Source organism: Rosistilla ulvae (assembly GCF_007741475.1).
GTDB lineage: Bacteria > Planctomycetota > Planctomycetia > Pirellulales > Pirellulaceae > Rosistilla > Rosistilla ulvae.
Genome location: NZ_CP036261.1, coordinates 758,760 through 774,646 on the forward strand (window position 1 = coordinate 758,760; position 15,887 = coordinate 774,646).

General features: G+C 58.8%; 7 protein-coding genes. 4 read left to right on the plus strand and 3 right to left on the minus strand.

Annotated elements, in window-relative coordinates; genetic code table 11:
• Positions 1 to 65: 65 nt before the first annotated feature.
• Together EC9_RS02875 and EC9_RS02880 are read left to right on the plus strand one after the other, a co-directional pair.
• Positions 66 to 4,400, plus strand: coding sequence for a hypothetical protein (locus EC9_RS02875; RefSeq protein ID WP_145342207.1), 4,335 nt, complete (start codon positions 66 to 68; stop codon positions 4,398 to 4,400).
• A gap of 1,255 nt (positions 4,401 to 5,655) precedes the next feature.
• Complete coding sequence (locus EC9_RS02880; RefSeq protein ID WP_145348974.1) at positions 5,656 to 6,267, plus strand: REP-associated tyrosine transposase; 612 nt, start codon at positions 5,656 to 5,658, stop codon at positions 6,265 to 6,267.
• 1,095 nt (positions 6,268 to 7,362) lie between these two features.
• Here EC9_RS02880 and hisN read toward each other — a convergent pair.
• Positions 7,363 to 8,178 (minus strand): histidinol-phosphatase, encoded by an 816-nt coding sequence (gene hisN / locus EC9_RS02885; RefSeq protein WP_145342208.1) that lies wholly within the window; start codon positions 8,176 to 8,178, stop codon positions 7,363 to 7,365.
• On the minus strand, positions 8,156 to 8,857 hold the full coding sequence (locus tag EC9_RS02890) for a signal peptidase II (RefSeq protein ID WP_145342210.1): 702 nt from the start codon (positions 8,855 to 8,857) through the stop codon (positions 8,156 to 8,158). Before EC9_RS02890 ends, hisN begins: the two co-directional genes overlap by 23 nt.
• A gap of 230 nt (positions 8,858 to 9,087) precedes the next feature.
• Here EC9_RS02890 and thrC point away from each other — a divergent pair, with 230 nt between their 5' ends.
• Both thrC and EC9_RS02900 read left to right on the plus strand, forming a co-directional pair.
• Complete coding sequence (thrC, locus tag EC9_RS02895; protein ID WP_145342212.1) at positions 9,088 to 10,512, plus strand: threonine synthase; 1,425 nt, start codon at positions 9,088 to 9,090, stop codon at positions 10,510 to 10,512.
• A 139-nt stretch (positions 10,513 to 10,651) separates the two neighbouring features.
• Positions 10,652 to 11,092, plus strand: coding sequence for a YraN family protein (locus EC9_RS02900; protein ID WP_246105928.1), 441 nt, complete (start codon positions 10,652 to 10,654; stop codon positions 11,090 to 11,092).
• Positions 11,093 to 11,122: 30 nt separating this feature from the next.
• Here the strand turns inward: EC9_RS02900 and EC9_RS02905 are convergent, their stop codons facing one another.
• Positions 11,123 to 15,793: an Ig-like domain-containing protein gene (locus tag EC9_RS02905; RefSeq protein ID WP_218934548.1), complete on the minus strand. Its 4,671-nt coding sequence runs from the start codon at positions 15,791 to 15,793 to the stop codon at positions 11,123 to 11,125.
• Between the last annotated feature and the right edge of the window lie 94 nt (positions 15,794 to 15,887).

Genomic DNA, 15,887 nt, shown 5'->3' on the forward strand with positions numbered 1-15,887 from the left:
GTTCTCGGGAGCGTTGGCTCCCCCCCGCCTGCTCCGCCAATCTGGTTCCCTCTCCGAAGTTGTTCATGTCCAAATCTGCACGGTTCCTCTTCCCTGCTGTCGCAAGTTTTGTCTTGCTTTCCCAGGCTGGTGCGCTCGCGATCGGTTCGCCCGTCGGTGGCGATCTACTGGACCGCGATGCGTTTGCTCAATGGGTCGACGGGCAGGAGTCGGCGATTGCGGAATCCGAAGCGAAACAGGGACCCGGCAGCCTCGTCTGGAGCGCTCGCCATCGTCCCGATTGGCAAGGCGTGAAGTTCGGCCAGGGACGCGCTGCGGGACCGCGACATCTGAGGATTGGATTGACCGAACCGATCCGCGTTGGCAGCGTCTTGGTTCGTGGTGGCGGAACGCTCAGTGTGCTCAAGCCGGGCGTGGCCTCTCCCGGCAACCTGGCCGACGATTCGCAGTGGATTGTCGCGGAGCGGTTGATCGACGGCCACGCGTCGCAAGAACCTGTCGATCGCGAGGGCTATGCGGTCTGGTTACTGCCAGCGGGGACGCAGACCCAGGCGTTTCGTTTCAGCCACACGCCCGCGGCGGGAGATCCCGAAATGGCGGGCTGGATCGGCGGTGTCTGGATCGAACGAGAGCGGTTTGGCAATGTCGCACCGCAGGCTGTCGTGCAATCGATCGCGCGGGAAGACGTTGGGACGCGGCTGGTCGATCGGTCGAACAATGGGATGTGGAAGACATGGGACAACGGCGAGCAAGGGGCGGCTCAGCCGATCTGTATAACAAATCAAGAGACCGTCACGCTTGCGTGGCCCAAGCCGGTCACACTCAACGGACTGTGCCTGTTGTGGACAGGCTTCGCCGCGCTAGAGGTCGACGCTTTTGGTGGATCGGCCGACTCGCAACCATTCGATGCAGCCGAAACCGATTGGCAAAAAGTGGGCGGTCGCAGCGAGATGGATCCGTTGTATCCGATGGGGCTGGGGCCAAACTGGGTCCCCTTCGACAAAACGGTCACAACGCGCGCGATTCGGCTGCGGATCGTCGAGGGGGCTAAGGCGAATCATTCGCACCTGGAGAGCAAGGTGAAGGATGGGCGACGCGTTTGGTTGGGCGAGCTGATGGCGATTGCTCCGCTGGCCGACGACGCTCACCTGGCGAGTCTTGTGTTGCCGCAAGCCAGCGAAGTGCCGCCCCCGATTCCAATTCGCTTCCATCTGCCCGAAGCCGGTTTGGTGACCTTGGTGATCGAGGATCAGAACGGGCAACGGGTGCGGAATTTGGTCAGCGAGACGCCCTACCCTGCTGGCGAGAACGTTGCCTGGTGGGATGGCAGCGACGATCTGACTCGCGATCCCGAAGCCGCTCGCCACGGCGTCTACTACATTCCAACGCGGTTTGTCGAACCGGGAACCTACACCGTGCGTGGACTGTGGCGAAAACCGCTGCAGCTGCGGTATGAATTCAGTATCTACAGCGCCGGCAAACCGGCTTGGCGAACGGCGGACAATACAGGTTGTTGGCTGACGACGCACACGCCCCCCAGCAGCATGGCGGTCGTTCCCGGTTCGCGAACCGCCGACGGAGAGCCGTTGGTGTTAATAGGGGCGTACGTGGCCGAAGGTGGTCATGGTTTGCAGTGGTTGCGCGAAGATGGCACCAAGCTGGGCGGGCAACATTGGGTCGGCGGGCATTGGACCGGCGCGCCGACGTTGGCGGTCGACAATGGGGATGGTGCGGTTGCCGATCACCTCTGTTATGTCGGGTCGATTTGGGAAGGTGAGTTGCGGCTGACGGCGAAGACGCGGAAGCTGCAAGACGCGGAGGTCTTTAAGCTGGTGTTGGGGAAGGATCCGAAGAATCGCAGCAACGCCCCCCTGCCCTACCCCGAGTTGGAAGGTTTTGACGGTGGTGAGAAGCAGTTTGTGTTGGGCGGTCTGGCAGCTCACAACGGATCGCTCGTCTGTTCTTTGGTGCGGCAGAACGAATTGTTGATAGTCGACTCGGCAGAGGGCAAGATTGCCTCGCGGATCGCGTTGGACGATCCTCGCGGTTTGGCATTCGACGATCGCGGTCGTCTGCTGGTACTCAGTGGCAAAAAGCTTGTCCGCTTGGAGACTCTTGCCAGCGAGCCGCAAACGATCATCGGCGATGGGCTCGAAGATCCTCGTCACGTCGCCATCGCGACCGACGGGCGGATGTTTATCTCCGATCGAGGCCAATCCCATCAGGTGAAGATTTTTTCGCCCGACGGCAAGTTGATGGGGACGATCGGCCGACCGGGGGCTCCCGCCGCGGGACTTTACGATCCGTTGCATATAAACGATCCGAACGGCTTGGCGATCGATACGCAAGGTCGGCTGTGGGTTGCCGAGTCCTCGAACCATCCTCGACGCGTCTCGTTATGGAGTGCAGACGGCAGTTTGCAGCGAGCCTTCTATGGACCGACGGAATATGGCGGCGGCGGCGCGCTCGATCCACGCGATCCCACGCGGTTCTATTACAAAGGGATGGAGTTTAAGCTCGATTGGGAAGCGGGAACCGATTCGCTGACTCGTGTGTTCCATCTGCCCAGCCCGCTGTTGGATGCACACTATGGACCGTACTCCCCCGACACGCCCCTCTACCCTGCCCTTTCCTCAGGGCGACGCTACTTCACCAGTTGCTATACCCACACGCCGACCAATGGCGATAACGTCGCGTTCCTGTGGCTCGATGAAGAGCCGCTGACCCGTTTGGTTGCGGCCGTCGGCGACGCCCGTTCTTGGAGCGTCCTTCGCGAGCCTGAGTTCCACGATCGTTGGCCCGCGGGCTCGAAGCCAGCGGAGGAACGGCCTCGCGACGCAACGCCGGTCGCTTTTGCTTGGACCGATGCCAACGGCGAAGGTAGGCCGCAGCCGGAGGAGGTGCAGTTTGTCGCCGAGAGTTGTCGTGGCGTCTGTGTGATGAACGATCTGTCAGTCGTCGTGGCGCGGTATGGCGATCGCAACGTTCGGATTGCCGCGGCGATCGATGCGGCGGGACTGCCTCGCTATGACATCAATCAGCCCGAATCGCTCGGCCCGGCGGCTGGGCGGCCACAATCGAGTGGCGGTAATCAATCGCTGACCGAACCGGGAGGCTGGACGATCCAGACCAATGCGCCCGAGCCGTTTTCGCCTTACGGTTTGGGAGGGGGCCGGGACGGTCAGCCGCGTTGGAGTTATCCGAGTCCCTGGCCGGGGCTGCACGCCAGCCATGAAGCCGCCGTTCCCGATCGGCCTGGAATGGTCATCGGTCACACGCGGTTGTTGGGAGGTTGGATTCAAGGGAACGCGGGGCCGATGTTCTGCGTCAACGGGAACATGGGAAACATGTACCTGTTCACCGCCGACGGTTTGTTCGTTGGCACGTTGTTCCACGACATCCGCACGCGGCCGAACTGGGCCGCTCCGATCGCTCAGCGGAACATGGACGTGACCGATGTTTCGCTGCACGACGAAAATTTCTGGCCCAGCATCACGCAGACCACCGATGGCAAGGTCTTTTTGGTCGATGGTGGACGCACGAGTCTCGTCCGCGTCGACGGTTTGGAAACGTTGCAGCGGTTGCCCGAACAGAATTTGCAGGTGAGCAGCGACGATTTGCAGGAGGCTCGGCAATGGTTTGCGGAAGTCGAATCGCAGCGGCAGCAGCAACGCGGTCGCGGGACGGTGGAGGTGCCGTTGCGGCGGACGCCGCCGCAGGTTGATGGGAATCTTGACGATTGGCCGGCGGAGACCGATTGGGCGTTCATCGATCGCCGGGGTATCAAAGCCAACTTCAACAGCGACTCCCGGCCCTATGAAGTCAGCGCGGCGGTGACGTTGACCGATTCGCATCTGTTTGCCGCATGGCGCACGACCGAAAAGAATCTGCTGGTCAATTCGGGCGAAACGCCCAACGCACTCTTTAAGACTGGGGGATGTTTAGATCTGATGCTCGCCACCGATGCCAGTGCAGCAGCCGATCGCCGATCGCCGGTCCCTGGGGATCAACGCCTGCTGGTCACGCAAGTCGATGGGCAGACACGAGCGTTGTTATACCGGGCGCGTGTCCCCGGCACGAAACAGCCGGTTGGGTTCAGCAGTCCCTGGCGGACGATCGAATTGGACGTTGTGGAAGATGTCAGCCGCGACGTCAAGTTGGCCGCCGACGGGCAGGGGAATTTTGAGATCAGCATTCCGTTGAAGCGATTGAACTGGCAGCCCACCGCCGGGCAAACGTATCAAGCCGACCTGGGCGTGTTGCGAGGTGCTGGCGGTCAGACGACACAGCGTGTTTATTGGTCGAACAAAGCGACAGCGATCACCGCCGACGTTCCGAGCGAGGCGGAGCTTACCCCAAGCCTCTGGGGCCGCTGGAAAGTTGTGGCTTCGGAGGAGTGACGCGACCGTTGCCAATCAAGTTGCCTTATCTGAGGGTGGCACGGGCTGTGCCCGTGCTATCTGAGTCTGAAGGTGCTCTTGGATGGCGTTGGGCGGGTTGCAAGCTTGTGCAAAGTCGAGGGCTTCGATCCCGTGGCACTGGCATTAGCCAGTGGCACCCTGTGTGGCAACCGGTTGGGTTGGTGGGTGGCACGGGCTATGCCCGTGCTATCTGAGTCTATAGGTGCTCTTGGGTGACGTTGGTCGGATTGCAAGCTCGGGCATCGTTGAGATGCTTCGTTTCTGAGGCACTGGCAAAGCCAGTGGCACCCTGTGTGGTTACCGGTTGGGATTATGGGTGGCACGGGCTATGCCCGTGTTCGCCGAGTCTGGAGTTGCTCTTTGGGTGACGTTGGTCCGTTTGCAACCTTGGGCAACGTCGAGGGCTTCGTTTCCGAGGCATTGGCAAAGCCAGTGGCACCCTGTGTGGTAACCAGTTGGGTTGGTGGGTGGCACGGGCTATGCCCGTGCTATCTGAGTCTATAGGTGCTCTTGGGTGACGTTGGTCGGATTGCAAGCTCGGGCATCGTTGAGATGCTTCGTTTCTGAGACACTGGCAAAGCCAGTGGCACCCTGTGTGGTAACCAGTTGGGTTGGTGGGTGGCACGGGCTATGCCCGTGCTATCTGAGTCTATAGGTGCTCTTTGGGTGACGTTGGTTGGATTTCAAGCTTGGGCAACGTCGAGAGCTTCGATCCCGAGGCACTGGCAAAGCCAGTGGCACCCTGTGTGGCAACCGGTTGGGTTGGTGGGTGGCACGGGCTATGCCCGTGCTATCTGAGTCTATAGGTGCTCTTGGGTGACGTTGGTCGGATTGCAAGCTCGGGCATCGTTGAGATGCTTAGTTTCTGAGGCACTCGCAAAGCCAGTGGCACCCTGTCGTGGAACGTTTCTGCAACGTGGTGTCGCACGGGCTATGCCCGTGCAGTCAATTCCAGGATTTGTTTTGGTCGACGTTCAATTTTGGTGAAACCCTAGAGGATTCGTTCAGGAAGCACCGGTAACTCGTGAGTCGGTTGGCTCTACGTCCGTTTGCACTAGAGGGGGCCGTGCATACCTTTTGTTGTGGGTGATGTTGGTATGGGCCGTCTTCTATAATCGATATGGTTGAATCGAGGGTTTCGGTTTCGTCGTCTTGCGTGGAAGGAGTGTTTCACTTCCGAATTCTCAGGTCCGTTCATTCGTCCACTCTCGGTTCTGGTGGAGATGTTCGTATGATGGAAATAGTCGGTCAACCACATCGGAAAAAGATCAAGCATTACCATCAGCCCGGCCACCTTCACGAGTTGACGTTTTCGTGCTTTCACCAGATGCCGCTGTTGACCAACGATGCTTGGCGGATGCACTTGTCGCGGTCGGTGGAAACCGCTTGTGAACAGCATCGGTTCCAACTTGTTGCTTTTGTTTTCATGCCGGAGCATGTGCATTTGCTTGTATTGCCCCTTTGTCCCGAACCCGATATCGGTTTGCTTCTGGCTGCGATGAAGCAGCCGTTTTCTCGGCAAATCAAACAGATCTTGATCGACCGGAATAGTTCGTTGCTCGAACGATTGACGGTCCAAGAACGTCCAGGGAAAAAGTGCTTTCGGTTTTGGCAGGCAGGTCCTGGATTTGATCGAAACATCTATTCCGCGAAAGCGATCGCTGCATCGATTGACTACATTCATACAAACCCCGTAACACGTGGTCTGTGTAAACGTGCGATCGATTGGAAATGGTCCAGTGCTCGCTACTACCACGCAGAGCCAATGTTCCAGCAGTGTTCTAACCTGCCTACGATAGCTCGTCTGCCGCCACAAGCATTCGACGATTTTTCTCGAGTGGATTGAGTCGGCTCGGCCGATGCTTGTGCAAAGTCGAGGGCTTCGTTCCTGAAGCACTGGCATAGCCAGTGGCACCCTGTCATGCAACGATCCTGTGAGGTGGTGTGGCACGGGCTACGCCCGTGCATTCCTGCTTCGAAGCTTGGACAGGTCGTTGTCGGATGCTTGTGAAGCATTTGGGCTTCGTTCCTGAGGCACTGGCATAGCCAGTGGCACCCTGTGTGTTAGCTGGTTGGGATTGTGAGTGGCACGGGCTATGCCCGTGTTGGCTGAGTCCGAAGGTGCTCTTCGGATTGCAAGTTTATGCAACGTTTAGGGCTTCGTTCCTGAAGCACTGGCATAGCCAGTGGCACCCTGCCGTGGAAAGTTCCTGCAACGTGGGGTGGCACGGGCTATGCCCGTGCAATCCTGCTTCGAAGTTTGGACAGGTCGTTGTCGGTTGCTTGTGAAGCATCAGGGCTTCGTTCCTGAGGCACTGGCATAGCCAGTGGTACCCTGGGCAACCGGTTGGGATTGTGGGTGGCATGGGCTATGCCCGTGTTATCTGAGGCTGAAGGTGCTTTTGGGTGACGTTGGTCGGATTGCAAGTTTGTGTATCGTTGAGGGCTTCGTTCCTGAAGCACTGGCATAGCCAGTGGCACCCTGTGTGGTGACCAGTTGGGATTGTGGGGTGGCACGGGCTGTGCCCGTGCTATTTGAGTCTGAAGGTGCTCTTGGATGATGTTGGTCGGGTTGCAAGCTTGTGCAACGTCGAGGGCTTCGTTCCTGAGGCACTGGCATAGCCAGTGGCACCCTGTGTGGTGACCAGTTGGGTTTGTGGGTGGCACGGGCTGTGCCCGTGTTACCTGAGTCTGAAGGTGCTCTTGGGTGACGTTGGTCGGATTGCAAGCTTGGGCAACGTTCAGGGCTTCGTTCCTGAGGCACTGGCATAGCCAGTGGCACCCTGTGTGGTGACCTGTTGGGATTCTGGGTGGCATGGGCTATGCCCGTGTTTGCTGAGTCCGAAGGTGCTCTTGGGGGGCGTTGATCAGATTGCAAGCCTGTGCAACGTTCAGGACTTCGATCCGCTGCACTGGCATAGCCAGTGGCACCCTGGAGAACTCACGAACCGAGGTGCGATAGGACTTGGGGGTGCAGGTGGCCGTTGGTGCCGAAGGCGTCGCCGCCGCGGATCGTTGGATTGCCTTTCCAGTCGCTGAATTGGCCGCCGGCTTCGGTCAGGACCGGTTGGACGGCGGCGACGTCGTAAGGGTTGACGATCGGATCGACCATGATGTCGGCGCGGCCGGTGGCGACTAACAGGTAGCCGTACGCATCGCCCCAGCTGCGAGTGATCGATGCTGCCGATTGCAGGCTGTCATAGGCTGCTCCTGCGCCGCGGTTGGCAAAGCTGTCGACTTGGCTGGTCAAGAAGACGGCGTCTTCGATGCGGTCGCACGGCGAAACGTGGGCCGCGGTCCAAGGGGCGTCGCTGTTGCGGCAATGCCACGCGCCACTGCCGATCGCGGCGACGATCGATTCGCCCAAGGCGGGGATCACGATCGCCCCGGCGATCACTTGGTCATCTTTCTCCACGGCGACAAGCGTCGAATAGAGTGGAACGCCACAGATGAACGACTTCGTGCCGTCGATCGGATCGACGATCCAACGGTAGCCCGAACTGCCCTGCGTGTCGGCAAACTCTTCGCCCAGGATGGCATCGTCGCCATACGATTCGGCGACCCGTTGGCGGATCAGACGCTCTGCGCTGCGATCGGCTTCGGTCACCGGCGAGGCGTCTCCTTTGCGATCGACGGCGAGCGTGGCGTCGCCAAAGAAGTTGAGCGTCAGTTGGCCGGCGGCATGGGCCAAATCGATCATCGCTGCAACACGACCTTCATCGCGAGCGGACCATTCACTGGGAGGAGTTGTTGTCACGGGGTGCCTCGTTGGAATCTTCTTGAGAGTTTGGTTTGTCGTCGTCGAATTCATCGACGGGGAAAAACGATCGGTAGATCAGCATCGCCGCGCCGCAGACTAGCAGGCTGTCGGCGATGTTGAAGTTGGGCCATTTGAGCGTGTCGCTGGCTTGGAAAAGGATCCAATCGCGGACTCCCGATTGCCAACGCGGATCCATTCCCGGTTCCCACCACAATCCGAGCCGATCGTAGAGGTTGCCGATGATGCCTCCCATCACACAGCCCAGGGCGATGGTCAGCAGCCACTGGTGGGCGGCTCGTTTGACGAACAGAAAGATGAAGATCGCGATCGCCGCGACGACCGAGATCGCTGCAAACAGCTGTCCCTTGCCGGCACCGATGCCAAAGACGGCGCCGATATTCACGGCGGTCTCGATGCCAACATAGCCTTCGACAACCCAATGCGGCGGCTGCATGCCGGGCAGCCCACGCCATGCGAACATCGCTTGCTTGGTCCACAGATCGGCGACTCCGCCGAGGATTGCCAGTGCGAAGAAGGTGATGTAGCGGTTGGTGGGGATGGCTGGCAGGGGATTGGAGTGCGGCAAGGGGCTTCCGTCACGCGATTGGGGTGGGTGATTGGAGCGGTCGGCGGGAGCGTTTGCTAGCACCTGCGGATCGCCGTTTGGACTGAGCATTGTCGCTTTCTCCACCAGAATACTCGTTTTTTGTCTTGCGGTTCCTGTTGCTTCGTCGAATTTGAAACAGCATACCGGAAATCGAATTTTCTGGTCTCAATTAGCAGGTCTGGCGATGCCAATCTAGCGACAAACGAGAAAAACCGATCTATTCTATAGTCTGGGGCCGATGACTTGGCAAAGTCCCCCGAATTACACAATCCGCCGACACACAATCGAATCACGCTATCATGCTCCAGACGAAACCATCGCATCGCAAGACCGAAGGAATCGCGTTTCAGAAGTGCATCTCGCCCTCCTGTGGCGCCACCTACGAGGCGGAGTCGGTGCGCACCAGTTGCGATCGATGCGGCGATCTGGTCGACGTGATCTACGATTGGGATCGCGGTACGGTTCCGACAAAGTTGAAGGACTTCGAGCAATTCTGGACACAGCGGCACGATCCGCTGCGGTTCAGCGGCGTGTGGCGGTTTAAAGAATTGCTGCCATTTGCTCCCGACGACAAGATCGTCACCGTCGGCGAAGGGCAGACGTTGCTGCAGCAGGCCGAATCGGTCGGGCAATACGTCGGCATGAACGCTGGCCAGTTGCATCTGCAGTACGAGGGGATGAACCCGTCGGGCAGTTTCAAAGACAACGGCATGTGCGCCGCCTTCACTCACGCTCACATGATGGGTGCCAAGCGAGCGGCTTGTGCCAGCACCGGCAACACCAGCGCGTCGTTGGCGATGTATTGTGCGGTCAGCCAATTGATGAAGGCGGTTATCTTCGTCGGATCGGGCAAGATCGCCTACGGCAAGCTCAGTCAGGCCTTAGAGTATGGTGCGTTAACGGTGCAGATCGCTGGCGACTTCGACGATGCGATGATCCGCGTCAAACAGGTCAGCGATGAACTGGGGATCTATCTGGTCAACAGCGTGAATCCCTTCCGGCTGGAAGGCCAGAAGACGATCATGTTCCGCGTTCTCGAAGCGTTGCAGTGGGAAGTGCCCGATTGGATCGTTGTTCCCGGCGGCAACTTGGGGAATAGCAGCGCGTTTGGCAAAGCGTTTACCGAGCTGAAGGAACTGGGGCTGATCGATCGGATTCCACGCTTGGCGGTAATCAACGCATCGGGAGCCGACACGCTGTACGAACTGTACGAACGCCGCGGCGTCCGTTGGAACGGCGGCAATGTCGACATGGATCCGATCCGTGCGTTCTACGACGAGATGGACCGCGATGGGGCCAAGGCGGACACGATCGCCAGCGCGATTGAGATCAATCGCCCGGTGAATCTGAAGAAGTGTCTGCGTGCGTTGGAAGCTTGCGATGGCGTCGTCCGGCAGGTCTCCGACCAAGAGATCCTCGACGCCAAGGCGAAGGTGGGCGCTGGCGGAATCGGTTGCGAACCGGCCAGTGCAGCAAGCGTTGCCGGAGCGAAGATGCTTCGCCGCGAAGGGGTGATCGCCCCGAGCGACCGCGTCGTCTGCATCCTGACCGGGCATCAGTTGAAAGATCCCACGGCGACCGTCGCCTATCACACGACTGACCAGGCGGTCTTTAACGACGTCTTGGGAAGCCGTGGCGTGCAGCGGGCCAGTTTCGCCAACCGAGCTGTCGCGTTGCCCAACGATCTCGAAGAGATCATCAAAGCGATCCGGCTGTATTCTTAAGCCGGCGTCGGTACGCGAGCCGTCCGCCCTGCCCTACCCTGCTCCATCCAGTCGGATGGAGCCTTCCATCGCTTGACATTTCATCGACTGGGCGGTTTTGCTGCGCAGTCGCGTTACCGGACGCTGTAGAATCGTGGTTGTGATTGCACAACTAATGCGTCGATTCGACGACTGGCGGTTTGGCAAAATCGATCTCAGTCGTCCCCTGGGAGAGCGTGGCGAGCAGGCTGCGGAGCGTTATCTTCGCAAGCTGGGCTATCGAATCGTCTCGCAGAACGATCGCCAGGGAATCGGAGAGATCGATCTGGTGGCGGTCGACAAACGGACGGTGGTGTTTGTCGAGGTGAAGACGCGGACCAGCGATCATCGCGGGCATCCCGCCGACCGGATCGATGCCGACAAAGAGCGGCGTTTGACGCGTGCGGCTCTTTCGTTTCTGAAACGCCATCGATTGTTAGAGCACCGGGCGCGGATCGATGTGATCGCCGTTTGGTGGCCGCCGGGGCTGGATCAGCCCGAGCGGATCGAACACTATCAGAACGCTGTTGAGCCGACCGGTCAGTACCAATGGTTCAGCTGACTTGGTCGATATCAAACTACCTTCGCAGGACTAGGTTCCTGCAAAGTAATCGTCGACAGCTTCGGTGTAGTCATCGAAACTGGCTTCCCCTCCGATCTCAACTTTCGGCGTAAAGGCGACATCGCCCAGGACGCGAATGATGGTGTCACCGGTTTCGGGATCTTCCATCGAGATGAACAACGCTCGTGGGATCACGACGGGGACCGAAACGCGACCATCCGCGTACAGCTTGGTCAGTTCCAGCTGGCTGCCATCGTCGCTCAATGTGGCCGAGATCGCGGCAGCGTCCTGGAAGCCGGTGCCTCCCTTGACGAACATGAACGATATCTCGTCGTCGCCGTCGATTCCGAAGACGATTCCCTGTTCCGACAGGGCTGCGATATCTTCATCGGACAGGTCGCTATTGGCACGTTGAAGTGCCATCAGGTAGCTACCGATGTAGCGATCGAGCGTATTGCCAGCGGTCGAGCTGAGGCTGTCGGCGGTGAAGGAGATGCCGGTGAATTCCTCTCCACCCGCAGGGCCAATCGAGATTGGAATGCTGTCGGGATTGGTCGCACTATCGTTGACGCCGCTTGGAGTCTCGTAGGTGAGGGTGTATTCACCCGGAACGACATTCTCAAATTTGAAATTGCCGTAGGCATCGGAGAGGACCGAAAGGACAGGCGAGCCCGCTTGCCAGAGAGTCACGTGAACTGAGCCCAGTCCGATCTCTCCATCGTCCTGGGAGCCATTGGCTTCCGATCCGTTGGCTTGATCGACATAGACCGATCCGGTGATCGTGCTTGGTTGGAACGGCAGGATCGCCACGTCGACGGTACCGACGCGTTCGGAGAACGAATCGGTCACGGTGTAGGTGAATTGAGTCGAATCGGCATCCGATTCACTTGGGGTCGTCAATATGATCGACAGCCCATCTTCGCTGAGCTCGACGGTTCCAACCGACGGCTGGGTGATCGATGTGATCGTCAGCGGATCGCCTTCGGCATCCGAATCGTTCGCCAACAGTTCGCTAGCAAGGATCGTTTTGGTCAGGCCCTTGTAGGTCGAGACGGTGTCGTTGCGGACAACAGGAGCGGCGTTGTTGGTGATCGAAACCGTTGCGGTTGCGATTTCGCTTGGCGAGCCGTTATCGCGAACCGAGATCTGGAACGTGTCGGTTCCCGAGAAGCCGGCTGGCGGCGTGTAGGTGATCGATTGGTCGGCGTTGAGGACGACGTTGCCGCCGCCGGAGGTTGCCCCGCCGTTGCTAACGGCAAAGATCGTCAACGTTTGACTCGCTTCATCCGCTGGCCCCGGAGTTGCTCCCGCCAGCAAGGTGCTTTTGTCCAAGGTGATCGCTTCGGAACCTTGGGTCAGCTGGGTGACGGGCAGCAGGTTCGGAGCGTCGTTGATCGAAGCGATCGAGAAGCTGGCTGTTGCTGTCGTCGTGTCGACGCCGTCGCTGATCGTGTAGGTGAACGAGTCGTCGCCGTGGTAGTCGGCAGCTGGTTGGAAGGTGACAACGCCATCGGCAAGCGTGACGGTGCCGTTCGCAGCGGAGGTGGCCGAGACAGAGGAGATCGAGAGGGTCTGCTGCTCGTTTGCTGGGCCTGCCGAATCGTTTGCCAGGACGCTTGCTGGAAGCGTGAAGGTTTCGTCTTCGTCGATTTCGAACAATGCGTCCGCAACAAAAACTGGCTTGTCGTTAACCGACGCGACATTGATCGTGACGGTCGCGGTGTTGGCACCGATCGCCGCAGCTTCGGAATCGTTTCCGCTGGTGTCGCTGATCGTGTAGGTGAATGTCAAGCCGCTGGTGCTGAAGTAGTTTTCCGCCGGAGTGAAAACCACCACATCATCGGTCTTCGTGTTGGGGTCTTTTTCGTCGATCTCCAGCGTCCCTGCGGCGGCGGGGAAGCCAGTGGTGTCGATCGATTCGAGCGTTACCGATTCACCCACGTTACCGAGGTCGTTGGCCAGCACATCGATTTCGATCGCCGCAGCGTCTTCGTTGATGTTCACGACGTCTGGGATCGCACGAGGGCGGACCGTCGGGACAACGCTCAACGTGACATCGGCGGTTGCTGAGAGTCCCTGGCTGTCCTGGATGGTGTAGCTGAAGTTGATCGCGGCGTTGACGTAGTTCGCCGATGGCGCGGTGTAGATCAGCGATTGGCCGTCGCTAGCGATCGCGACGGTGCCGGCACCCGCAGGGAGTGCTGTGACGTCGGTGATCGTGACCGAAGTTCCCTCGCCGGGGCCCGCGTTGTCGTTATCTAACACATCCAGCGTTCGCGGGGTCAGCCCTTCGTCGACCGTCAACGCGTCGTCGGTCGCGACAGGTGCGTCGTTGACCGCCGTGATGTTCACTCGCACGGTCGCCGTGACGGCTTCGTTCACGCCGTCGGTCAGGGTGTAGGTGAACGAATCGGCGTTGGTGCCAAAGACGTTCGCGGCGGGGGTGTAGGTGATCGTGCCTGCACCGGAGTTGAACACGACGCTGCCAGCGGATGCCCCGGTTCCGGCATTGACGCTTTCAATGCTGAAGATGTTGTTGTCGTCCGAATCGTTGGCAAGCAGATCGGAGACGTCGATGGTCAGCGGCACATCTTCGGTCACTGCAATCGTATCGTTGCCAGCGATCGGTGCTGTGTTGACGTCGGTCACGTTAACCGTGACGGTCCCCGTCGCGGATCCGCCGGCGCCGTCGCTGATCGTGTAGGAGAAGGTGTCGTTGCCGAGTTCACCGTTCTTGGGCGTGTAAAGGATTTCATTGGTCGAAGGGTTGAACGAAACCGTCCCCTTGGTCGACGCTGTTGAAAAGGCGTTGGTGACGCTTAAGATCTGATCCGATTCGTTGTCCGCGCCCTTGAGATCGTTGTCTAGCAAGCGATCGGCGGTGATTGTCAGTGGATCGGTTTCAGGAGTGGTCAGTCCAATGCCCGAATCGTTGACTGCGGTGGGGACATCGTTGACGGCGGAGACCGTGACCGAAACAGTGCCCGTCGCTTCGACACCTTCGCTGTTGACGACGGTGTAGGTGAAGCTGTCGGGACCGTTGTAGTTGAGATCTGGGGTGTAAGTTAGCGTATTGGACGTGCCAACTCGAGTAACGGTACCGTTGGTCGGTTGAGTAAAGCCACCTGTCGATTTCAGGGTCAACACGCCCCCTTCGATCTCCACATCGTTGGCGACCGGATCGATGTTTTTGGCAGTGTCTTCCACGACCGAAAGGCTATCGGCACCGATCGTGATGTCTTGTGGAGCGGCGACAAAGGTACCGCGTACCAGCGCTTTTCCGTTCTCGGATGTATCGATCGTAACCAGACCATCCTCGGTCAACGCATCGTCGTTTCCGAATACCGTCAATTGGTTTCCGATCAGATCGGGCATGTTCAGCGTGAACGTCACGTCATCCGCTGGCTCGAGAACGATTAATTCGATGCTAAACGCTTCGAAATCGAGTCCGTCGTAGGGAAGTGCATTTGCCACTCCCCTCACGATCGATGGCAAACCGCCCGAGGAGATGTTGTTCGAAAGACCGCCGACTTCGTCGAAGATCACGTCGTCGCCGTCGGGGTTCCCGTCGCCATCGAGCGTGTAGTTCCCGCTCGGGCTCGACGGGTAGAGCGCCATCTCGTTGAGGTTGGATGACCGGAAATCGATGTTGAAGCGGAAGGCGTCGGGATTCAGGCCATCGGCTTCGTTGTTGTTGAGATAGACGGGGATCTCAGCGACCGATGCGGTGATGTTGTCCATCAGGTTGTCGCTGCCGTCGGTGATCTTGGGCGTCACCTGTAACTTGGGAATGTCGATATTCTCTTCGGTATCTCCGTTGTACCGAATTGTATAGACAAACGGATCGCCAACGCCGGTTTCGCTGTTCGCACGCGAGGTGCGAGCCGTGCTTTGGAAGACGCTGATGCTCCCTTCTTCAAATCCTCCTGCCTCCTCGATCGCGCTGGACAGGGGCCCTTCGAAACCATGATCAGAGATATCTTGGAAACTTACAGAGACGGGAGTTCTTCCGGGGTAGCTCAATTCCAAGCCACCGCCACCGCCATCCACCAGATTTTCCGAGATCGTAATGATCTGCGTCTCGCTCAATACCGGCGCAAAGGCGTCCTTATTGCTCGCCAAGATGTCGGCGTAAACTGTAAACGCCCCCAGCGGTTGCTGGCCGAAATCTTTGACCAAGTGATCCCAGCGAACCTCTAGGTTAAACTTCTCGCCGACCGTCAGCGTGAAATCGCGAGTGTTCATCTCGTTGTCGCTCACCGAATCACCGTCGGCACGCAGCAGCGATTGATTGTTTTGCGAGACGTCCAGCGAAAGCTCGAGGATCGGTGAGAGAGATCCCTCGCCGCGATTGATCGTATTGAGGATATTCAACGCATCGATCGGCGTGATCAAACCGTCGTTATTGACGTCGGGGAAGACGCCATCGTCGTTGGTCGATCCCAGTTCACCACTGAACGCCGAATTGGCACTGTTCAGACGGTTGATCACGATCAACGCATCGACAGCGGTGGTTTGATAGTCGCGGTTGGTATCGGTGCCGAAGACGTAGTTGTGATGTGGATTCATTCCATCCATCGGAACCACGACGTCGGCAGCGAGCAATCGCCGCCCTTCCAGCACCTCTCCAAACAATTGTCGCCGTTGGCGGCGGGTGTTTTTTTTGCGTGACTTCAAAAACCGTTGGCGCAGTTGGTTCATCGCCATTCCTATTGTTTGGTCTGCGAGAAGCGTGGTTCGTTAGTTACGATGTTGCACACGAATGAACTTGCACGGAAAGTGGTCGGCAAGTCAT